We start from the raw sequence: 20,516 nt of genomic DNA, 5'->3' as shown, positions 1-20,516 counted from the left end.
CGGGCGTGCCCGCAGTCGTCGGATTCGGCGGCGTCGAGCCCGGGTGGGTCCGCAGTCGTCGGATTCGGTGACGGGGAAGCGGCACAGGTGTCCCACTGGTCTACTTCTGCCCCACCGGTCCGACGACTCATGACCCGTCGGTCCGTCCGGCCGCCTGTCTTCGCCGGTCGTAGCTCGCCGCCGGTCGCAGTGGGCTCGCGGGTGCGGGACGGGTCTTCGCCCGTCGGATTTCGGTGAGGCCGGCCCGGTTGGGTCCGCAGTCGTCGGATTCGGCGGTGCTGGGGCGTCGCATGCGTCCCGTTGGTTCACTTCTGCCCCACCGGTCCGACGACTCACGACCTATCGGCGCCTCGAGCGCCCCGCGACGACCCGTGGAGTGGCCTCGTGCGACCCGTGTAGCGGTCTCGCGGGGCGTCGCTGCGTGCCGGAGCGCGCACGAGGGGCTGGTGCATGACCCACTCTGCGGGTAAAGTGTTCATCATACGCACGCACGTTCGCACAGCGAACACCAGGTGCAAGGTCGCCGGCCCCGCCGGCGTCACGACGCACGAGCGAGGGAGCACCGTGATCGACAAGACCGTGACCGACGTCGACGCCGCCGTCGCCGGAATTCCGGATGGCGCGACCGTGATGATCGGCGGATTCGGCCGCGCCGGGCAGCCCGTCGAACTCATCGACGCGCTCATCGCCCAGGGGGCGAGCGACCTGACCATCGTCAACAACAACGCGGGCAACGGCGATACCGGACTCGCGGCGCTGCTCGCGAAGCGGCGCGTGCGCAAGATCATCTGCTCGTTCCCGCGTCAGAGCGATTCCTGGGTCTTCGACGGCCTGTACCGCGCCGGTGAGATCGAGCTCGAGATCGTGCCGCAGGGCAACCTCGCCGAGCGCATCCGTGCCGCCGGGGCGGGCATCGGAGCATTCTTCTCGCCCACGGGGGTGGGAACCGTGCTGGCCGAAGGGAAGGAAGCCCGGGTGATCGAGGGGCGCGAGTACGTGCTGGAGTATCCGATCCGCGCGGACTTCGCCCTGATCAGCGCCCTCCGCGGAGACCGCTGGGGCAACCTGGTGTTCCGCGAGACGGCGCGGAACTTCGGGCCCGTGATGGCGACGGCCGCGACGACCACGATCGTGCAGGTAGACGAGGTCGTGCCGCTCGGTGAACTCGACCCCGAGACCGTCGTGACCCCGGGAATCTTCGTCGACCGCCTGGTTGCGGTCGGATCCCGCCGCTGGCTGGAGGATGGTGCCTTCGTCGGCGGCGTCGACATCGAGGGCCGCCCGAACGCCGCGCCCGCGCCCGCCTCCGCCGCCACGACAGACCCCGCGCCCGCCCCCGCCTCGAAGGAGGATGCACGATGACCACCCGCATCTCGCGCGACGATCTGGCCCGGCGGATCGCCGCCGACATCCCGGAGGGCGCCTACGTCAACCTCGGCATCGGGGCGCCGACCCTCGTCGCGAACTTCCTTCCCGCGGGCGACGAGATCATCCTGCACACCGAGAACGGACTGCTCGGGATGGGGCCCGCGCCGGAGGCCGGACGGATCGATCCCGACCTGATCAACGCGGGCAAGCAGCCGGTCACGGCGCTGGCCGGGGCGGCGTACTTCCATCACGCCGACTCGTTCGCGATGATGCGCGGCGGTCATCTCGACGTGTGCGTGCTCGGCGCGTTCCAGGTCGCGCAGAACGGCGACCTGGCGAACTGGTCGACGGGTGAGCCCGGCGCGATTCCCGCGGTGGGCGGTGCGATGGATCTCGCGATCGGCGCGAAGGACGTCTACGTCATGACCGACCTGCTCACCAAGACGGGCGGCTCCAAGCTGGTCGCCGAGTGCACCTATCCGCTCACCGGTGTCGGCTGCGTCTCGCGGGTCTACACCGATCACGCCGTGTTCGATGTGACGGCCGAGGGGTTCGCCGTTCGCGAGCTGTTCGGTGAGAACACGATCGACGACTTGCGGGCTCTAACCGGGCTCGACCTGATCGACGCCGCGTCCCCGCGGCCCGCCGCTTCCGAAGGGATGAACCGATGACCGGTACCTACATCTACGACGCCGTCCGCACGCCGTTCGGGCGCGCCGGTGGGGCACTGTCGGGCGTCCGCCCCGACGACCTCGCGGCGCTCGTCATGCGCACGACCGCCGAGCGCGCCGGACTCGACCCGGCCCGGATCGACGAGGTGATCTTCGGCGATGCCAACCAGGCCGGCGAAGACAACCGCAACGTCGCACGCTTCGGCGCGCTTCTGGCGGGCTTTCCCTCGAGCGTTCCCGGCGTGACGGTGAACCGGCTCTGCGGGTCGTCGGTCGAGTCCGTGATCCAGGGGTCGCGGGCGATCGAGACCGGTGACGCCGCTATCGTGCTGGCGGGCGGCGTCGAGTCGATGAGCCGCGCGCCCTTCGTCGTGGAGAAGTCGCCGAAGCCGTGGCCGGCGGCCGGCAACCCCACGATGTGGAACACGGCGATCGGATGGCGGATGGTGAACCCCGCCCTCCGGTCGGACTGGACGATCTCGAACGGGGAGTCCGCAGAGAAGCTCGCGCAGATCTACGGGATCTCCCGAGAGGAGCAGGACGCGTTCGCCCTACTCAGCCACCGCCGGGCCGCCGATGCGTGGGCGGCCGGAATCTACGACGGCGAGATCGTGCAGGTCGACGGGTATGAGCTCGCGCGCGACGAGAGCATCCGCCCCGACACGACGCCGGAGAAGATGGCCGGTCTGAAGCCGCTGTTCGCGAAGGACGGCTCGGTGACGGCCGGCAACTCCTCGCCGATCAACGACGGTGCGTCGGCCGTACTGCTGGGCGCGGAGGGTGCGCTCGACGTCGAGCCGCTGGCCCGAATCACGGGGCGCGGTGTGTTCGGCAACGATCCCGATGTGTTCGGGGTCGCCCCCGTGGAAGCAGCGAACCGTGCGCTCGCGCGGGCCGGTCGTACCTGGGCGGATGTGGACTTCGTCGAACTGAACGAGGCCTTCGCCGCGCAGTCACTGGCGTGCGCGAAGCTCTGGCCCGACCTGGATCCGACGAACCTCAACATCCACGGCGGCGCTCTCGCCATCGGGCACCCCCTGGGGGCCTCGGGCGGCCGCATCATCGGACACGCGGCGCACGAACTCGTCCGCCGTGGCGGCGGCGTCGCGGTCGCCGCGATCTGCATCGGCGTCGGGCAGGGTCTCGCCGTCGTTCTCGAACGCTGAGCCCCGACCCGCGCGCCGCGTGCCACGTGCCGCTGGGTCGCGGAGCCGCAGCACGCGGCCCGGCACCGCACCGCATCGGGTCGTCGCGGATCGCGCCGACGGGGGAGGATGGACCGGTGAGTGACTCAGGATCCGCGGATGCGGGCGCGACTGGCGAGTTCGTGCAGTCGCTCGCGCGCGGTCTCGCCGTCATCCGCGCGTTCGATGCGGAGCATCCTGCCCTGTCGCTGAGCGATGTCGCGCGGCGCACCGGTCTGCCGCGCGCGGCGGCGCGGCGGTTCCTGCACACCCTGGAGACCCTCGGCTACGTGCGAAGCGATGCCCGGCAGTTCGCGCTCACGCCCCGCGTGCTCGAGCTCGGGTTCAGCTATCTGTCGGCGCTGTCGTTGCCGGAGATCGTGCAGCCGCACCTCGAGATCCTGTCGCGTGAGGTCGAGGAGAGCGTGTCGGCGGCGGTGCGCGACGGGACCGACATCGTCTACATCGCGCGCGTGCCGACGCGTCGCATCATGAGCGTCCGCATCACGATCGGCACCCGGTTTCCCGCGTACGCGACGAGTATGGGGCGCGTCCTGCTCGCGGGGCTCGACCCGGCGGAGGCGGATGCGGTGCTCGCCGCATCCGACCTCCAGGCCCGTGCGCCGCGCACCCTCACCGACCTCGACGGTCTGCGCGATGAACTCGCGCGCGTGCGGACGCAGGGTTTCGCCGTCGTCGATGGCGAGCTGGAAGCCGGGCTGCGGTCGATCGCGGTGCCCGTGCACGACAAGGACGGTGCGGTGTCGGCGGCCGTCAATGTCTCCACGAGCAGCACTCGGGCCCCGATCGAGACCCTGACGGGCACGTACCTGCCGTTGCTGCGCGCGGCGACGGCGCGGATCGAAGCCGACTCGCGCCTCGTCTGAGCGCCTGTCCCGTCAGCGCAGAAGTCTCGACACGGCGCGGAGCAGGGCGTCGCTGTCGGCATCAGGATCGATGCTGCCCCGGATCACGATGCCCTGAAACAGGAGCATGATCGTGTCGGCGGCGTCCGAGGCGAGGCGTTCCGCATCCGGGCCCTGCGTGTCGGCCCACGGCCGGAGCGTTCCCTGCAGGAGACGGCGGATCTCCGTGAACTTGTGGTGTGCGAGTTCTGCGAGGTCGGGGTTGTGAGGGGCCTCGGCCCAGAGCTGCACGAGGATCGGGGCGACGCCGGGGTGCGCGATGTCGCCGTAGAGGCGGGTGAGCACCTGCAGCGGGGTGGGCGTGCCCCCGCTCGCGGTCAGCTCGGCGAGCGAGGTGCGACGCTTCTCGAGCATCGCGGTGGCGGTGAAGCGGGCGAGGTCGGTCTTCCCGGTGAAGTGCGAGTAGATCGAGCCGGCTGACATTCCCGACTCGGCGATGATGTCGGCCATGGATGTTCCGGCGAAGCCCTCGCGGGCGAAGCAGCGCTGCGCCGCATCCGCGATCCGGGTCATGCGCTGTTGGCGGACGGGGTCGGTGAGCCGGGGCATGTTCACAGAATAATCGTTCTGCTAGCATTCTTCAAAAAGATCAGTCATTCTCTTTGGAGTCGTCATGTCCGTGCGCCCGCACACCAAGTGGTCCCTGTCCGTCGGCATCGGCGTGATCGGCGCCCTGATCGTCACCCTCGTCGTGCTCGCGTTCCTGTGGCCCTCGAAAACCGCGGGCGCGCACGATGTGCCGCTCGGCATCGTCGGGTCGGCGGATGCGGTCGCCGCGTTCGAGGACGCCCTCGACGCGAGCGCGCCCGGGGTCTTCGACCTCACGGAGGCGTCCGATCGCGATGCCGCCGTCGCGCAGATCGAGGAGCGCCACACCTACGGCGCGATCGTGCTGAACGAGGCGCCGAACGCGCCCGAGGTGTTGACGGCGCCCGCCGCCAGCACCGCCGTTTCGCAGCAGCTCGGCGGACTCGCGGCGCAGCTGCAGGCTCAGCTGAGCGCGCAGGTCGCCGCCGCGGGCGGAGACGCCGATGCGGTCACGGTCGCCGTGACGCCGATCGTTCCGCTCTCCGCCGACGACCCGAACGGCACGGGGCTCACGGCGGCGGCCTTCCCGCTGACGATGGGCGGCATGATCGGCGGCATCGTGATCTCACTGCTGGTGGTCGGCGTCATCCGCCGCCTGGTCGCGCTCGGCGGCTTCGCGGTGGCGAGCGGACTCATCCTGTCGCTCGTGCTGCACACCTGGTTCGGATTCGTCCCGGGCGACTACGCGACGATCGCGCTCGTGATCGGTATCTCGGTGCTGGGGACGTCGGCGCTGATCGTCGGCTTCACCGCGCTCATCGGCACGCCGGGCGTCGCGGCCGGCGCCATCCTCACGATGCTCGTCGGCAATCCGATCTCGGGCGCGGCCCTTCCGTGGCAGTTCCTCGCGCAGCCGTGGGGTGCGATCGGCCAGTACTTCGTGCCGGGCGCCTCGAGCACGCTGTTGCGGTCGGTCGCGTACTTCCCGGCGGCCGACACCTCTGCGCAGTGGCTGACGCTCGCGGCCTGGGCGGCGGGCGGCATCCTGCTCGCGCTCGCGGGCCACTTCCGCAGCCGCGCCGCCATCCGGGTTCCCGCATCGACGCTCGAGGCTGAGGCTCCCGCTCCCGCTCCCGCTCCCGCGTGACCGCCGCCCGAGAACCGTGAGACGGGATCTTCGCGCCGAGACCGGGGGCTTACCCCGCTGTTTCGGCGCGAAGAACCCGTCTCGCGGATGCGGACCGTGCGCGCGCATCGGCTCCGCTGATGGTGCGGATCAGTGATCACGTCTTCCGCGGATGCGGCCGTCGCAGTCGAATGGACGCGCCACCGCACTGTCGCGGGGCGCGGTGTTCGCGTGGGGAACGCGGGCGCTGTCCTGATCCCGAGGAGCATAGACGATGACGTCCGCATCCACCACGACCCACCGCACCGCTCGTGCCGGTACCTGGCAGGGCATCCTCCTGCTGGCCGGCAGCTGCATGCCCGTTCTCGGCTCCGTGCTGATCACCCCTGTCCTGCCGCAGTTGTCCGCCCACTTCGCGGACGTGCAGGGCTCGGAAGTGCTCGTGCCGATGATCGTCGCGCTGCCCGCGCTGATGATCGCGATCTTCGCGCCGTTCGCCGGCCAGGTCGTCGATCGTCTCGGGCGCAAGACTCTGCTGATCATCGCGATGTTCGCCTACGCGCTCGTCGGCACGGCTCCGGCGTGGCTGGAGGGGCTCCCCGAGATCCTGATCAGCCGCGTGCTCGTCGGCATCTGCGAGGCCGCGATCATGACCGTCTGCACGACGCTCATCGTCGACTACTTCCATGAGCAGCGGCGCAACCGCTACCTGGCCGCGCAGACCATCACCACGACCCTCGCCGCGACCGTGTTCATCGTGCTCGGCGGCGCACTCGGTGTCGGCGGATGGCACACTCCGTTCTGGGTGTACGCCATCAGCCTCGTGATCGGCATCCCGATGATCTTCGCGCTGTGGGAACCGCGCGCCGCATCCGGCAAGGCCGCCGTCGAGGTCGCCCAGCGCCCGCCCGTGCCGTGGCGCCGCATCGCCGTGCCGCTCATCGTGTCGGTGTTCGGCGGATTCGCCTTCTACGTCATGATCATCGAGGTCAGCTACCTCGTGGTCGGTACCGGCGTCCCGGCGACGGAGACGTCGACGATCGGCGGCGTCGCGGCGGTCGCCTCGCTCGCCACCGCGGCCGGCGGAATCACCTTCGCCCGGCTGGCGAAGCGGGGGGAACGGCTGCTGCTGCCGATCGGGTTCGCACTGCAGGCGATCGGGATGCTGATCGTGTGGGCCGTGCCCGCCCTCCCGGGCCTCGTCGTCGGCGCGGTCATCGCGTCGTTCGGATCGGGCCTGCTGCTGCCGTCGCTCGTGAAGTGGGTGGTCGCGACGACGACGTTCGCCGAGCGCGGTCGCGTCACCGGATGGTGGACCGCGGCCTTCTACTTCGGTCAGTTCCTGACGCCGGTGCTGATGGGCGTGCTCTCGGGGGTGCTGGGCTCGCTCGGCACGGCAGTCGGTGTCGTCGGCATCGCGGCAGCGGTCGTCGCCGTGCTGGTCGCCGTCGCCCTGCGTCGAGCGCCCGTCGTCGAGGCGCCGGCGGAAGAGACCGTCGCCGCCTGAACGCCGGCCGAAGGAGGGGCGCTTGGGCGTCGTCCGGTGCCCCTCCTCCGGGTCGAGCCGCGGGGCCGGGCCGCCGCGTGCCCAGTCGCGGCCGCGCATTCCGGGCCGGGCCGCGTGCCGAGCTGCGGCCGGCAGCCCCGTCAGGCGGCGTGGTCGCCCGCCGCGACGACCGCGCCCGCCTCGGCGAACAGCGCCCGCATCCACGCGTGTTCCGGATCCCGTTCGTGCACCGGATGCCACCACAGCGCGTTCAGCAGCGGAGTCGCGGCGAACGGCAGGTCGACGACGCGGATGCCGCTGACCTCTCCGGCCATCGGGGCGAGCGCGCTCTGGATGAGGCCGACGCGTTCCGTGCCGCGCACGAAGTGCGGCAGGCTCAGGAAGCTCTCCACGACGACGTCGATCCGCGGTTCGATGCCGAGCTGCTGGATCTGCCGGCTCACCGAGGTGAACGCGCTACGCGATGCGTAGGTCAGCACGAACGGCAGCGTCCCGAGGTCGGCCATCTCGAGCCGGTCGCCGACGTGCGGGTTGTCATCGGCGACGACAGCGACCCAGTCGTCGTGCCAGAGGTCGGTGAACGACAGGTCGGCGAGGAACCCGTGCGGAAGGATCATCGCGTCGACCGAGCGCAGTCGATTGCTCGCGTCTTCGACGACGGCGGGCGTGTGCAGCATGAATCGGAAGCGGACCCCGGGGGATCGCTCGCTCGCGAGCCTTGAGGCGACCGGGCCGATGGTGGCGAAGCCGTAGTCGGAGCCGTAGATCGAGAACTCGCGGGTGGACTGCGCGAACGACCCGGCCGCCCGGCTCTCGAACACCCGGCGGGCGGCTTCGAGCGCGGTCGTCGTGTGGTCGGTGAGCCGCAGGGCGAACGGCGTGAGCTCGTAGGTGTTGCCGCGCCGCGCCAGGATCGGATCGTTGAAGTGCGCGCGCAGTCGCGCGAGCGACGCGCTCAGCGCGGGCTGGCTCAGGCGCAGGCTCTCGGCGGCGCGGGTGACGCTCCGCTCGGTGAGCAGCGCGTCGAGCGACACGAGCAGGTTGAGGTCGAGGCGGGACAGCAATGCGGGTTCGGACACGACGGTGTGTTCCTCCGGTTGGGTGCGGCCAATGTATCAGCCGCGTCGATGCGCGAGATAGCCAACCGTGGATTCCCTGATATCGATTCGCCTCGCATAGTGGACCTGGGCACGGAGTCGTCGCCCTTTCGAAAGGAACGATCGAAGATGATCACACTTCTCTCGCACCTGTCCTACGTCGCGGTCACCACCCCCGACGTCGAGGCATCGGTGGAGTTCTACAAGAAGAACGTCGGGCTGACGGAGGTCGCGCGCCAAGACGGCAACGTGTACCTGCGCTGCTGGGGCGATTACTACGCCTACAGCGTCGTGATCGTGCCGGGCGACGAGCCCGCGCTCGAGACCATGGCATGGCGCACGTCGAGCCCGGAGGCGCTCGAGGAGGTCGCGAAGCGTGTCGAGGCCGCCGGTGTCGAGGGCGAATGGTTCGACGGCTACGGAATCGGCCGCGCCTACCGCTTCATCGGTCCGTGGGGCCACAGCATGACGGTGCACTGGGATGTGGAACGCCACCGCGCCGAACCGCACGTGGCCTCGATCTACCCCGACCGCCCGGAGCAGCGGAGCCTCGTCGCCGGCGCTCCGCGTCAGCTCGACCACGTCACCATCGCGACGAGCGATGTGGACGGGTTCGCGGCCTGGTACAACACGGTGCTCGGCTTCCGGATCATGGCCAAGACGGTGCTGGATGACGCGCCGATCTCGGTGTTCTCGGTGCTCACCACCAACGAGAAGTCGCACGACCTCGGGGTCGTTCTCGACGGATCCTCGCGAGCCGGACGCATCAACCACTACGCGTTCTGGGTCGATACCCGCGAAGAGCTCCTGATCGCCGCCGACGTGCTTCTCGAACGCGGCATCCCGATCGAGTACGGTCCGTCGATCCACGGCATCGGCGAGCAGAACTTCCTCTACTACCGCGAGCCGTCGAGCCTCCGGATCGAGCTCAACACCGGGGGCTACCGCAACTACGTGCCGGATTGGGAGCCCAACACCTGGCGTCCCTCCCAGGGATCGAACAACTTCTACCGCAACGGCGCGATGCCGATGTCGATGACGGAGTCGTTCCCGCCCGCCGACGGTCCGTCCGCGACCGAGGAGGGCGTGCCCGACGAGATCCGGGACGCCCTGCTGAACCCGTACGCGCGGCACGGCCAGGGATGATCCCCGACCCGGGGGCGGCAGCGGTCGCCCCCGGGTTCCACCCGTCACGAATCGAGGAGGAATCATGACGACGTCAACACTCGACGCACCGTTCGCGCTCGCCCGGTACCGGGAGGGGGATGCGGTGCGTCTCGGGCTCGTCGCGGGCGACCGCATCCGTCCGCTGGACGCCGAAGACCTCGGCGCAGCAGACCTGAACGGGTTCCTCGCGGCACCGGACTGGGACCGCCTCGCCGCGCTCGCGCAGGCCGACGGTCCGTGGCGACCGCTCGCCGATGTCGTGCTCACGGCGCCGGTCGAGCCGCGGCAGGTGCTGCAGACGGGTGCGAACTACCGGCAGCACGTGATCGAACTGGTGGCCGCCGGCCTCACGAACACCAGCGACCGCACGCCGGAAGAAGCGCGCGAGTTCGCGGCGAAGATGATGGACGATCGCGCCGCGAACGGCGAACCGTACTTCTTCATCGGGCTGCCCGCGTGCGTCGTCGGCGACGACGTGCCGCTCGTGCTGCCCGCCTACAGCGACGTGCACGACTGGGAACTCGAACTCGCCGTCGTCATCGGGCGCGAGGCGTTCCGCGTCTCGCGGGCGGATGCGGCATCCCACATCGCGGGGTACACGATCGTCAACGACGTCACCACGCGCGACCTCGTCTTCCGGAAAGACATGAAGGAGATCGGCACCGACTGGTATCGCGCCAAGAACGCGCCCGGCTTTCTGCCGACCGGACCCTTCCTCGTGCCGGCGCACCTCGTCGAGGCGAACGACGCCCGCCTGCATCTCGCGCTGAACGGCGAGACCATGCAGGATGCGTCGACGTCCGACCTGCTGTTCGACATCGCCGCCCTCGTCTCGGGCGCGTCGCAGACCATGCCGCTGCTTCCGGGCGACATCCTGCTCACCGGGAGCCCGGCCGGAAACGGCCAGCACTGGAAGCGCTTCCTCCGCGACGGCGACGTCATGACGGGCACGATCGCGGGCCTCGGCACCCAGACGGTGCGCTGCGTCGCCGACGAATCCGTGTGACCACCCCGTGATCGCCCCGGCGTGACCGCTCCGCGCGTGATCGCCGTTCCCGCATTCTCCAGAACAGAGAGGTTCTGACATGACCGCAGTCCAGAAGGTCGCCATCGCCGGCAGTGGCGCCGCCGCGCTCGCCGCCGCCATCCTGCTCGCCCGCGCGGGCGTCACCGTCGATGTCTTCGAGGAGAAGCCCGAGGTCAGCATCCTCGGTTCCGGCATCACCCTGCAGGGCAACTCGCTGCGCGCCCTCGACCTGCTCGGCGTCTGGGACGACGCCCGCGCCCAGGGGTACCCCTTCACCGGGCTGACCCTGCGAGCGCCCGGGCCGGATGCGCCGATCGTCGCGGAGCTGCCCGACGTGCAGACCGGCGGACCCGACTACCCGGCGGGGATGGGCATGTACCGCCCCGACCTCGCCGCCATCCTGCACGCGCACGCCGCGCGGGCAGGGGTCAGCATCCGCTTCGGTGCGAAGGTGACCGGCCTCGCCCAGAACGACGACGGGGTCGAGGTCTTCCTCGGCGAGCAGTCCGCCGGGGTGTACGACCTGCTGATCGGCGCCGACGGGCTGAACTCCACGGTGCGCGACCTCATCGGAATCGACACGAAACCGCAGCCCACCGGCATGGGAATCTGGCGCACCCTCGTCTCGCGACCGGCCGAGGTCGAGCGGACGGAGCTGTACTACGGGGGCCCCGTCTACATCGCGGGCTACACGCCCACCGGAGACGACACGATGTACGCGTTCCTCGTCGAAAAGGCGCAGGACCGCCAAGGGGTGACGGATGCGGATGCGGCCCAGATCATGCTCGAGGAGTCGCGCGCATACGGCGGGCCCTGGAACTCGGTGCGCGCCGACCTCGCCGCCGGTTCGCGGGTCAACTACACGTGGTTCACCGCGCATCTGATCGAGGGCGCCTGGAACCGCGGACGCGTCGTCGTCATCGGGGACGCGGCGCACAGCTGCCCGCCGACGATCGCGCAGGGCGCGGCCCAGGCGCTCGAGGACGCGGTCGTGCTGAGCGAACTGCTGCTCGCCGCCGACGCCGTCGACCAATCGCTCTGGGACGAGTTCCACGCGCGCCGGGTGCCGCGGGCGTCGGCGGTCGTCGAGGCGTCCGTGCAGCTCGGGCAGTGGCAGCTCGACGGAAATCGGGATGCGGATGCCCCCGGGCTCATCTTCGCGACCGCGCACCTGATGGCACAGCCCGCATGACCCGGGTCACCGATGTGCACGCGCACCTGCTGATGCCCGGGCTGCACGCCGAGATCGAACGGCGGGTTCCCGATCTCGTGCGCGCCGCGTCCGAGCTCGAGGCTCGCCGGAACGGACCGGAGAGCCAGGCCGTCTCCGGTCCGATGGTCGGCGCCCGCATCCCGAAGCTCACCGACGTGGGTGTTCGACTGGCCGCGATGGACGCGCAGGGCGTCGACCGGCAGTGGGTCAGCGCCTCGCCGAACCACTTCTACCCCTGGGCTCCGGAGGGGCTCGCCGTCTGGGCGGCCGTCGAGGCCAACCGGTTGATCGCGGCGCACGTGTCGCACGACCCCGAGCGGCTGGTGGGACTCGGGCTCGTGCCGCTGCAGCATCCGGAACGCATCGTCGAATGCCTCGACGATGCCGTGCTCGGCCGGGGGCTCGCCGGCGTTGAGATCTCGTCGTTCGCGGAAGACGTCGAGTTGTCGGACCCGCGCCTCGAGCCGTTCTGGGCGCGCGCGGCGGAACTTGGCTGCGTCGTGTTCCTGCATCCGTTCGGCTGCAGCCTCGACGAGCGGCTCGATCGCTTCTATCTCGCGAATACCGTCGGGCAGCCGACCGAGAACGCTGTGGCGCTGTCGCACCTGATCTTCTCCGGCGTCCTCGACCGGCACCCGGGTCTCCGCATCGTCGCCGCTCACGGCGGCGGCTACCTGCCGACAGTGATCGGGCGTTCCGATCACGCGTGGCGGGTGCGTCCGGATGCGCGCGGCTGCCAGCATCCGCCGTCCTCCTACCTCGAGCGGATCTGGTTCGACACGGTCGTGCACGATCCGCTCGCGCTCCGCCGCCTCATCGAGAGCGTCGGCGCGAGTCAGGTCGTGCTCGGCAGCGACTTCCCGTTCGATATGGGGTCGGAGGATCCGGTCGGTGAGGTGCGCCGCGCTGCCCTGCCCGACGACGTGTCTGCGCGAGTGCTCGGCGGCAACGCCGACGCCCTCCTCCGCCACGCGCTGGCCTGACCCCCCCCACCATCCGCGAGACTGCAGTTTCGCAACGAGACGTTGGCTCGCGATCGACGTCTCGACGCCGAACTGCCGTCTCGCGGGTTTCGGGCCCGCCGGCGGATGCGGGCGGGTCAGCCGACGGCGAAGCCGCGGGCGAGGCCCTCGGGCGAGAGGGCATACTCGGCGGCGAGCATGCTCGCGCCGAGGATCGCGGCCTTCGCCCCCGTTGCGGAGTGCACGATCGCGAGGTGCTCGGTCGCGAGCGGCATCGAGCGGGTGTAGACGGCCTCGCGGACCCCGGCGATGAGGTGCTCTCCGACGCGCGCCATCGACCCGCCGATCACGATGACCGAGGGATTGATCAAGCTGACGGCGACCGTCAGCATCTCGCCGATGTCGCGGCCGGCCTGGCGGACGGCCTGGATCGCTTCGATGTTGCCGCGCTTGACGAGCTCGATCACGTCGTTGCCCGAGTGCGCGTCGAGGCCGTGTGCGCGCAGCTGTCGCGCGAGCGCCGGAGCCGCGGCGAGGGCTTCGAGGCATCCGCGGTTACCGCACGTGCACGGCACATCTGCGCCGCGCGCGACCTGGACGTGCCCGATGTCGCCGGCCGATCCCTGGGCGCCGCGCTGCAGGGTGCCGCCGGAGATGATGCCGGCCCCGATTCCGGTGGCCACCTTCACGAACAGCAGATGATCCACGCCCGGCCAGGCGGTGGCACGTTCGCCGAGCGCCATGATGTTCACGTCGTTGTCGACGAGCACCGGAACGGGCAGGTGCGCCTGCAGCCAGCCGGGGATGTCGAAGCGGTCCCAGCCGGGCATGATCGGCGGGTTGACCGGGCGCCCGGTGGAGTGCTCGACGGGCCCGGGCACGCCGATGCCGACGGCGGCCACGCTCCGCTCATCGCGCCCGAGGCCGGCGAGCAGCCCTTGCCCGCTCTCCCACAGCCAGGTGAGCACGACCTCCGGTCCGAGCGTCACGTCGAGCGGTTCGCTGTGCTCGGCGAGGATGCTGCCGGCGAGGTCGGTGACCGCGACGGTCGCGTGCGAGGCGCCGATGTCGGCGGCCAGCACGACCCGTGCCGCCGGATTGAGCGCGAACTGGGATGGCGGACGCCCGCCGGTGGAGACGGCATCCGCGACGGGGGCGATCAGCCCCATGCGCATCAGCTCGTCGACGCGCATGGCGACGGTCGAACGCGCCAGCCCGGTGGACTTGGCGAGCTCGGCGCGGGTGCGAGGCGCCCCGTCGCGAAGGAGCTGGAAGAGTTCCGTGACGCCCGAGGGGGCGCGGGAGGTGTCGGTGGCCATCTCTGTTCCCGGCTTCGATCGATCGGTCCCGGGTAGGCACGTGCACGCCGAGTCCCCGTGGTTGCCAGATTACGCCCCGCGTTGCGGGGTGCCTGACCGCGAGACGAGCCGGTGCGGCCGGCCCTCTCGCGGCCCGCTCATCATCCGGAACGTCCGGTCGATCGGGTGAAACGCTGCTGCAGCAGCACCGCGACGACGATGATCACACCCTTCGCGACCTGCTGCACCGACGACGACAGGTTGAGCTGCACGAACACGTTCGTGAGTGTCGTGAAGATGAGCACCCCGAAGACGGTGCCGGTGACGGTGCCGCGCCCGCCGAGCAGGAGGGTGCCGCCGACCACCACCGCCGCGATGGCGTCGAGTTCGTAGAACAGCCCGTTCGTGGAGCTGCCGGCGGTCGTGCGACCCAGCATCATGACCGCGGCGATGCCCGCGCTCAGTCCGGCCAGCGCGTAGAGCCACATGGTGTGGCGCCGCACGTTGATGCCGGCCAGGCGTGCGGCTTCGCGGTTGCCGCCGATCGCGACGGTGCGGCGGCCGAACGTGGTGCGGTTCAGCAGCACCCATCCGAGTACGGCGACGATCGCGAAGATCCAGATCAGGATGTCGATGCCCAGGATGTCGGCGTTCATGAAGGTGACGAAGCCGCGATCCTCCACGACGAGAGTGCGGCGGTCGGCGAGGATCTCGGCGAGGCCGCGGGCGGCCACCAGCATCGCGAGCGTCGCCATGAAGGCGACGACGTTGCCGTAGGCGATGACGATGCCGTTGATGAGTCCCGCCCCGACGCCCACGGCGAGGGCGATGACGACCATCACGATCCAGTGCATCTGGTCGGCGAGGTCCTGCACGGCGGCGAGCGTCGCCACGACCGAGGCGAGGCCGAGTACCGAACCGATCGACAGGTCGATCCCGCCGGCGATGATCACGAGGGTCATGCCGACGCTGATGACGCCGACGATCGAGGCCTGGCGGAGGATCGTCAGGATGTTGTCGATCTTCACGAAGTCGCCGCCGCCCGCGATCGCGCCGACGACGACGATCAGCAGAAGCGCGACCACGAGGCCGAGATTGCGACCCACGGAACCCGACAGGATGCGGCGCCACGCGGGCGTCGCCGCATCCGTCGACGTCGCCGCGGTATCCGGGGCGAGGGTCTGGACGCCGGTGGGGGAAGGCTGCTCGCTCACGCGGCGGTTCCTTTCATGACGAGGTCGAGCACGCCGTGCTCGTCGATCTCAGGGGAGGGGAGGGCGCGGAGGACGTGACCGTCGCCGATGACGAGCACGATGTCGGCGAGGCCGAGAACCTCTTCGATCTCGCTGGAGACCACGACGACCGCGTTGCCGGCGGCGGCGAGGTCGCGGATGAGGGTGTAGATCTCGGCGCGGGCGCCGACGTCGACCCCGCGTGTGGGTTCATCCAGAAGCAGAACGCGGGTGCCGTGCACGAGCCAGCGCGCGAGCAGGATCTTCTGCTGGTTGCCGCCGGAGAGAGTGCGGGCCGGTCGGTCCGGGTCGGCCGGGCGCAGTTCGAGCGCGTCGATCTGGGCCCGTGCCACGGCCCGCGCGGCACGGTCGCGGAGAAATCCGCCCCGAGCGAATCGGGACATGGACGCCAGGGTGACGTTCACGAAGATCGGTTCGTCCAGGACCAGTCCCTGACTCTTGCGCTCCTCGGGGGAGAGGCCGATGCCCGCACCCACCGCGGAGACGACGGATCCGCGCCGCAGCGCTGCGCCGCGCACTCTCACGGTTCCGGATGTCGCCTTCCGGGCGCCGTAGATGGTCTCGAGGATCTCGGAGCGGCCGGACCCGACGAGCCCCGCGAGTCCGACGACCTCGCCCGCCCGCACGGTGAACGAGACGTCGGTGAACGCCCCATCGAACGTGAGATTCTCGACAGCGAGGACCACCGGGGCATCGTCGGCGACCGGAACGCGGGTGGGAAAGACGTTGGCGACCTCCCGCCCGGTCATCAGTCGGATGAGCTCGGGGGTGGGGGTCTCCGCCGCCGACAGACCGACCGCGGTCGTGCGGCCGTCCTTCAGGACGGTGATGCGGTCGCCGATCTGCCGGATCTCTTCCAAGCGGTGCGTGATGTAGACGACGGCGATGCCCTCGGCGGTCAGCTCGCGGACGACGTGGAAGAGGTTCTTCACCTCTTCGGTGTCGAGGACGGCCGACGGTTCGTCCATGATGATGAGCTTCACGTCGTGCGAGAGCGCCCGCGCCATGCTGACGATCTGCTTGTTCGCGGCGCTCAGCCGGCCGACCTCGGTGTGCGGGGAGAGCCCGCCGTGACCGAGCCGCTTCAGCAGCGCCCGCGTCTGCGCGGCGGCCTCGGACCGCCGGGTGAATCCTCCGCGCGCCAGCTCGTGCCCGAGGAAGATGTTCTCGGCGATCGTGAGCCCGTCGACCACGTCCAGCTCCTGATACATGGTGGCGATTCCGAGGTCGATCGCCGTTTCCGGCGTCGTGATCTCGGCGGGCTCGCCGCGCCAGAGGATCTCGCCGTCGTCCGGGCGATGGACGCCCGCAAGGGTTTTGATGAGCGTCGATTTTCCGGCGCCGTTCTGGCCGAGCACGCAGTGCACCTCGCCCGGGGCGACGTCGAGGTCGACTCCCCGAAGGGCGCGCACACCGGCGAAGGACTTCGTCACCCCTCGCACGCGGAGTAATGACGTTTGATGGTCAACTTTGATCACGCGGCGAAACGTAACACGTCGAGCGAGGGTGGCGCGACCCCTCTGCGCCACGCGTTTCGGATGCGGGCAGGCGCGGCACACAGAGATCTGACCGGAATTGCGGGCAAAATGATCACCACCTACTTATATTGAGAAACAAACAAAAGTTGCCTGAATGCACAACGCTTCTGCTACGGTGAGGTTCGTCAGCGTGGACCTCTCTTCAGCGTGGATGACTCGAGGTCGGCGATGGCCTCAGCTGCATCACATTCAAGGGAGAAATTGACATGCGCTCATACCTGAAGCCGCGTACCCGCCTGGCACTGACCGGCGTCGCGCTTCTGACCGGTATCGGACTTCTCGCCGGGTGCACCGGTTCATCCGATGACGGCGACGACGTCGTGAACCAGGGCACCACCACCGAGGAGAATGCCGAAACCGGCGAAACCGTCACGATCGGGTTCTCCGGACCGGCCGCCGACCACGGATGGCTCGGCGCCATCAACTCGGGCGCGCTCGCCGCTGCCGAGAGCTACCCCGACGTCGACCTGAAGGTCGCGGAGGGAACGAACGATGTGAACGCGCAGATCGCCGCCGTCGAGACCTTCATCAACGACGGCGTCGATGCGATCGTGCTGCTGCCGAGCGACGGCGCGGCCCTCACCGAGGTCGCCATCCAGGCGATGGAAGCCGGCATCCCCGTCATCAACGTGGACCGCGAGTTCTCCAGCCCGTTCGCCGCCCGCACGACCGTGCTCGGCGACAACTACGGGATGGGTGTCAGCGCGGGCACCTACATCTGCGCTCAGCTCGGCGACACCCCGGATGCCATCGTCGCCGAGATCGCTGGAATCGACGCGCTGCCGCTCACGCAGGATCGCTCGCAGGGTTTCTCGGACGCGCTCGAGGACTGCGGCCTGGAGGTCGGGCCGCGCGTGGCCGCGGACTTCACGGTGCAGGGCGGTGAAGCCGTCACGTCGCAGCTGCTGTCGGCGAACCCGAAGATCGACGCGATCTGGAACCACGACGACGACCAGGGCATCGGCGTGCTCGCGGCCATCAACGCGGCCGGTCGCGACGAGTTCTTCATGGTCGGCGGCGCCGGCAGCCGCAACGCCATGGAGGCGATCGAGGCCGATGACAGCGTGCTGAAGGCGACGGTCATCTACCCGTCGACGCAGGCCGCCGACGGAATCGCCCTCGCCCGTCTGATCGCGCAGAGCAAGACGCAGAGCGATCTGATCACCCCGAGCGTGCCCAACCGCATCGTGCTGGACGCGCCCGTCGTGACGAAGGACAACGTGGCCGAGTTCATCGACCTGGCGTTCGCGTCCTGACCCCGGGGGCGTCCGAGCTCGTCTCGGGCGCCCTCACCCCCACACAGTAAGGAGAGCGCGTTGACTCGACCGCTCCGCGTCGCCATGATCGGCGCCGGTTTCATGGGTGCAGCGCACTCGCAGGGATGGCGCGTCGCCCCGCGCTTCTTCGACCTTCCGCTCGACCCCCAGATGACCCTGCTGGTCGCGCGCGACGCCGATCGCACCCGCGCGGCCGCCGACAGCTGGGGCTGGGCCGAGTCCGGCACCGACTGGAGGGCCGCGATCGAGCGCGACGACATCGATGTCATCGACATCGTCACCCCCGGCGACCTGCACGCCGAGATCGCCATCGCGGCGCTCGCCGCCGGAAAGCACGTCCTGTGCGAGAAGCCGCTGGCGAACACCGAGGGCGAGGCGGAACGGATGGCGGATGCCGCATCCGCCGCGTTCTCCCGCGGAGCCCGCGCCATGGTGGGCTTCACCTACCGCCGTGTGCCCGCGACCACGCTCGCGCGCGACATGGTCGCGGCGGGACGCATCGGCGACGTGCGACAGGTGCGGGCCGAGTACCTGCAGGACTGGCTCAGCGACGCGGACGCGCCGCTGACCTGGCGCCTCGAGAAAGAGCACGCCGGCTCGGGGGCGCTGGGCGACATCGGGGCGCACGCCGTCGACCTCGCCGAGTACATCACCGGGCAGCGGGTCACCGAGGTGTCCGGCATCCTCGACACCCTCGTCACCGAGCGCCCGCTGCTCGCCGCCGGATCCGGGCTCTCCGGCACTGCCGCGGCCGGGCGCGGCGCGGTCACGGTCGACGACGTGGCACTGTTCACCGGACGCCTCGAGAGCGGTGCGCTCGCCTCGTTCGAGGCATCCCGCTTCCGCACCGGGCGCAAGAACGCCCTGCGCATCGAGATCTCGGGATCGCGCGGCGCTCTCGTGTTCGACCTCGAGCGCCTGAACGAGCTCGCGTTCTACGATGCGACGGCGCCCGCTGGCGAGCAGGGCTTCCGCACGATCCTCGTGACCGAACCCACCCACCCCTACGTCGGCGCGTGGTGGCCGGCCGGGCACATGCTGGGGTACGAGCACGCGTTCTCGCACCAGGCGAAGGACTTCGTCGAAGCGATCGCCGCGGGTGCGCAACCCTCGCCGTCCTTCGCCGACGGACTGCACGTGCAGCGCGTGCTCGGCGCGGTCGAGCGGAGCGCCGCACAGGCCAGCGCATGGACGCACACCGATACGACGGACGCTCGCCGCGCTTTCGCGGCATCCTGAACCGAGGAGAGGACGAACTCATGGCCAGACCTGTCACCCTGTTCACCGGCCAGTGGGCCGACCTGCCGTTCGAGGAGGTGGCGCGGCTCGCGGGCGAGTGGGGCTACGACGGACTCGAGATCGCCTGCTGGGGCGACCACCTCGACCCGAACCGCTGGGACGACGACGCCTACGTGCAGGGCAAGCGCGACGTTCTCGAGCGCAACGGCCTCCAGGTGTGGACGATCTCGAACCACCTGAAGGGTCAGGCGGTCTGCGACGACCCGATCGACCAGCGCCACCGCGACATCCTGCCCGATTCGGTGTGGGGCGACGGCGACCCGGAGGGCGTCCGTCAGCGCGCGGCGGAAGAACTGAAGAACACGGCACGGCTCGCGGCGAAGCTCGGCGTGAAGACCGTCACGGGGTTCACCGGCTCGTCGATCTGGAAGTACGTCGCCATGTTTCCGCCCGCATCCGACGCCATGGTCGAGGCGGGTTACCAGGACTTCGCCGACCGCTGGAACCCGATCCTCGACGTGTTCGACGAGGTCGGGGTTCGGTTCGCGCACGAGGTGCACCCCTCGGAGATCGCGTACGACTATTGGACGACGCAGCGCGCGCTCGAGGCGATCGGACACCGGACGGCGTTCGGACTGAACTGGGACCCGTCGCACATGGTGTGGCAGGACATCGACCCGGTCGCTTTCCTCTGGGACTTCCAAGACCGGATCTACCACGTGCACTGCAAGGACACGAAGAAGCGCCTCGGGAACGGCCGCAACGGCCGGCTCTCGTCGCATCTGCCGTGGGCCGACCCGCGGCGCGGTTGGGACTTCATCTCGACGGGGCACGGCGACGTGCCGTGGGAGGACGCGTTCCGGATGCTGAACGCGATCGACTACCGCGGACCGCTGTCGGTGGAGTGGGAGGACGCGGGCATGGATCGCCTCGTCGGGGCGCCCGAGGCGCTCGGTTTCGTGCGCCGGCTGTCGTCGTACGAGCCGTCCGCCGCCGCGTTCGACGCCGCCTTCTCCGCCACGCCGTAACCCCCCCTCCTACCGCGAGACGGGATCTTGGCGCCGAGACCGTGGGGTAACCCCGCTGTCTCGGCGCGCAGATCCCGTCTCGCGGGTGAGGCCGGCCAGGTGGGACG

General features: G+C 70.0%; 18 protein-coding genes. 13 read left to right on the top strand and 5 right to left on the bottom strand.

Going from position 1 to position 20,516, the window contains the following annotated elements; all coding sequences use genetic code 11:
* Positions 1–564: 564 nt before the first annotated feature.
* The 4 genes from LQ938_RS14190 to LQ938_RS14175 all read left to right on the top strand — a co-directional run bounded on the left by LQ938_RS14190 (position 565) and on the right by LQ938_RS14175 (position 4,110).
* Entirely contained in the window at positions 565–1,362 is a 798-nt protein-coding gene (locus LQ938_RS14190; RefSeq protein ID WP_223723168.1) for a 3-oxoacid CoA-transferase subunit A, read from the top strand.
* Positions 1,359–2,039: a 3-oxoacid CoA-transferase subunit B gene (locus tag LQ938_RS14185; RefSeq protein WP_223723167.1), complete on the top strand. Its 681-nt coding sequence runs from the start codon at positions 1,359–1,361 to the stop codon at positions 2,037–2,039. The genes LQ938_RS14190 and LQ938_RS14185 overlap by 4 nt, the downstream gene beginning before the upstream one ends.
* Positions 2,036–3,205: a thiolase family protein gene (locus LQ938_RS14180; protein WP_223723166.1), complete on the top strand. Its 1,170-nt coding sequence runs from the start codon at positions 2,036–2,038 to the stop codon at positions 3,203–3,205. The genes LQ938_RS14185 and LQ938_RS14180 overlap by 4 nt, the downstream gene beginning before the upstream one ends.
* 116 nt (positions 3,206–3,321) lie before the next feature.
* Positions 3,322–4,110: an IclR family transcriptional regulator domain-containing protein gene (locus LQ938_RS14175; RefSeq protein ID WP_223723165.1), complete on the top strand. Its 789-nt coding sequence runs from the start codon at positions 3,322–3,324 to the stop codon at positions 4,108–4,110.
* Between the two features lie 12 nt (positions 4,111–4,122).
* Here LQ938_RS14175 and LQ938_RS14170 read toward each other — a convergent pair whose 3' ends face one another.
* Positions 4,123–4,698 (bottom strand): TetR/AcrR family transcriptional regulator, encoded by a 576-nt coding sequence (locus LQ938_RS14170; RefSeq protein ID WP_223723164.1) that lies wholly within the window; start codon positions 4,696–4,698, stop codon positions 4,123–4,125.
* A 64-nt stretch (positions 4,699–4,762) separates the two neighbouring features.
* Between LQ938_RS14170 and LQ938_RS14165 the strand changes: the two genes are divergently transcribed.
* Together LQ938_RS14165 and LQ938_RS14160 are read left to right on the top strand one after the other, a co-directional pair.
* Positions 4,763–5,824 carry a hypothetical protein gene (locus tag LQ938_RS14165; protein WP_223723163.1) on the top strand — a complete coding sequence of 354 codons (1,062 nt, stop codon included), beginning with the start codon at positions 4,763–4,765 and terminating at the stop codon, positions 5,822–5,824.
* Positions 5,825–6,077: 253 nt separating this feature from the next.
* Positions 6,078–7,310, top strand: a complete 1,233-nt coding sequence (locus LQ938_RS14160) for an MFS transporter (protein ID WP_223723162.1) — start codon at positions 6,078–6,080, stop codon at positions 7,308–7,310.
* 140 nt (positions 7,311–7,450) lie between these two features.
* Here the strand turns inward: LQ938_RS14160 and LQ938_RS14155 are convergent, their stop codons facing one another.
* A complete protein-coding gene (locus tag LQ938_RS14155; protein WP_223723161.1) occupies positions 7,451–8,389 on the bottom strand; it encodes a LysR family transcriptional regulator in 939 nt (312 codons plus the stop codon).
* A 147-nt stretch (positions 8,390–8,536) separates the two neighbouring features.
* On the opposite strand from LQ938_RS14155, the gene LQ938_RS14150 reads away from it, so the two are divergent.
* From LQ938_RS14150 to LQ938_RS14135, 4 genes are all read left to right on the top strand, one after another.
* A complete protein-coding gene (locus tag LQ938_RS14150) occupies positions 8,537–9,553 on the top strand; it encodes a VOC family protein (protein ID WP_223723160.1) in 1,017 nt (338 codons plus the stop codon).
* Positions 9,554–9,617: 64 nt separating this feature from the next.
* On the top strand, positions 9,618–10,580 hold the full coding sequence (locus LQ938_RS14145; protein WP_223723159.1) for a fumarylacetoacetate hydrolase family protein: 963 nt from the start codon (positions 9,618–9,620) through the stop codon (positions 10,578–10,580).
* 79 nt (positions 10,581–10,659) lie between these two features.
* Positions 10,660–11,793: an FAD-dependent monooxygenase gene (locus LQ938_RS14140; RefSeq protein WP_223723158.1), complete on the top strand. Its 1,134-nt coding sequence runs from the start codon at positions 10,660–10,662 to the stop codon at positions 11,791–11,793.
* Positions 11,790–12,797, top strand: coding sequence for an amidohydrolase family protein (locus LQ938_RS14135; RefSeq protein ID WP_223723157.1), 1,008 nt, complete (start codon positions 11,790–11,792; stop codon positions 12,795–12,797). Before LQ938_RS14140 ends, LQ938_RS14135 begins: the two co-directional genes overlap by 4 nt.
* 116 nt (positions 12,798–12,913) lie before the next feature.
* Here the strand turns inward: LQ938_RS14135 and LQ938_RS14130 are convergent, their stop codons facing one another.
* From LQ938_RS14130 to LQ938_RS14120, 3 genes are all read right to left on the bottom strand, one after another.
* Entirely contained in the window at positions 12,914–14,095 is a 1,182-nt protein-coding gene (locus LQ938_RS14130) for an ROK family transcriptional regulator (protein ID WP_223723156.1), read from the bottom strand.
* A 140-nt stretch (positions 14,096–14,235) separates the two neighbouring features.
* The gene (locus LQ938_RS14125) at positions 14,236–15,288 is read right to left on the bottom strand and encodes an ABC transporter permease (RefSeq protein ID WP_223723155.1); all 1,053 of its coding nucleotides are present in this window, start codon (positions 15,286–15,288) and stop codon (positions 14,236–14,238) included.
* A complete protein-coding gene (locus tag LQ938_RS14120) occupies positions 15,285–16,760 on the bottom strand; it encodes a sugar ABC transporter ATP-binding protein (protein WP_223723154.1) in 1,476 nt (491 codons plus the stop codon). The genes LQ938_RS14125 and LQ938_RS14120 overlap by 4 nt, the downstream gene beginning before the upstream one ends.
* Before the next feature lie 311 nt (positions 16,761–17,071).
* Here LQ938_RS14120 and LQ938_RS14115 point away from each other — a divergent pair, with 311 nt between their 5' ends.
* The 3 genes from LQ938_RS14115 (at position 17,072) to LQ938_RS14105 (ending at position 20,409) form a co-directional block, all read left to right on the top strand.
* The gene (locus LQ938_RS14115) at positions 17,072–18,121 is read left to right on the top strand and encodes a substrate-binding domain-containing protein (RefSeq protein ID WP_223723153.1); all 1,050 of its coding nucleotides are present in this window, start codon (positions 17,072–17,074) and stop codon (positions 18,119–18,121) included.
* Between the two features lie 84 nt (positions 18,122–18,205).
* Positions 18,206–19,381, top strand: a complete 1,176-nt coding sequence (locus tag LQ938_RS14110; RefSeq protein WP_223723318.1) for a Gfo/Idh/MocA family protein — start codon at positions 18,206–18,208, stop codon at positions 19,379–19,381.
* Between the two features lie 20 nt (positions 19,382–19,401).
* A complete protein-coding gene (locus LQ938_RS14105; protein WP_223723152.1) occupies positions 19,402–20,409 on the top strand; it encodes a sugar phosphate isomerase/epimerase family protein in 1,008 nt (335 codons plus the stop codon).
* The last annotated feature ends 107 nt before the right edge of the window (positions 20,410–20,516 follow it).

Origin of the sequence: Microbacterium sp. cx-55, assembly GCF_021117345.1 — a bacterium.
Lineage (GTDB): Bacteria > Actinomycetota > Actinomycetes > Actinomycetales > Microbacteriaceae > Microbacterium.
Note: the sequence above shows the minus strand (reverse complement) of the source record. Positions and strands in the feature narration are given on the sequence as shown.

Bases quoted from the DNA above. Each gene is read 5' to 3' on its own strand.
- LQ938_RS14160 (WP_223723162.1), top strand. From the start codon at position 6,078: ATGACGTCCGCATCCACCACGACCCACCGCACCGCTCGTGCCGGTACC.
- LQ938_RS14115 (WP_223723153.1), top strand. From the start codon at position 17,072: ATGCGCTCATACCTGAAGCCGCGTACCCGCCTGGCACTGACCGGCGTC.
- LQ938_RS14140 (WP_223723158.1), top strand. From the start codon at position 10,660: ATGACCGCAGTCCAGAAGGTCGCCATCGCCGGCAGTGGCGCCGCCGCG.
- LQ938_RS14150 (WP_223723160.1), top strand. From the start codon at position 8,537: ATGATCACACTTCTCTCGCACCTGTCCTACGTCGCGGTCACCACCCCC.
- LQ938_RS14135 (WP_223723157.1), top strand. From the start codon at position 11,790: ATGACCCGGGTCACCGATGTGCACGCGCACCTGCTGATGCCCGGGCTG.
- LQ938_RS14130 (WP_223723156.1), bottom strand. From the start codon at position 14,095: ATGGCCACCGACACCTCCCGCGCCCCCTCGGGCGTCACGGAACTCTTC.
- LQ938_RS14170 (WP_223723164.1), bottom strand. From the start codon at position 4,698: ATGCCCCGGCTCACCGACCCCGTCCGCCAACAGCGCATGACCCGGATC.
- LQ938_RS14185 (WP_223723167.1), top strand. From the start codon at position 1,359: ATGACCACCCGCATCTCGCGCGACGATCTGGCCCGGCGGATCGCCGCC.
- LQ938_RS14105 (WP_223723152.1), top strand. From the start codon at position 19,402: ATGGCCAGACCTGTCACCCTGTTCACCGGCCAGTGGGCCGACCTGCCG.
- LQ938_RS14180 (WP_223723166.1), top strand. From the start codon at position 2,036: ATGACCGGTACCTACATCTACGACGCCGTCCGCACGCCGTTCGGGCGC.
- LQ938_RS14165 (WP_223723163.1), top strand. From the start codon at position 4,763: ATGTCCGTGCGCCCGCACACCAAGTGGTCCCTGTCCGTCGGCATCGGC.
- LQ938_RS14110 (WP_223723318.1), top strand. From the start codon at position 18,206: ATGATCGGCGCCGGTTTCATGGGTGCAGCGCACTCGCAGGGATGGCGC.
- LQ938_RS14145 (WP_223723159.1), top strand. From the start codon at position 9,618: ATGACGACGTCAACACTCGACGCACCGTTCGCGCTCGCCCGGTACCGG.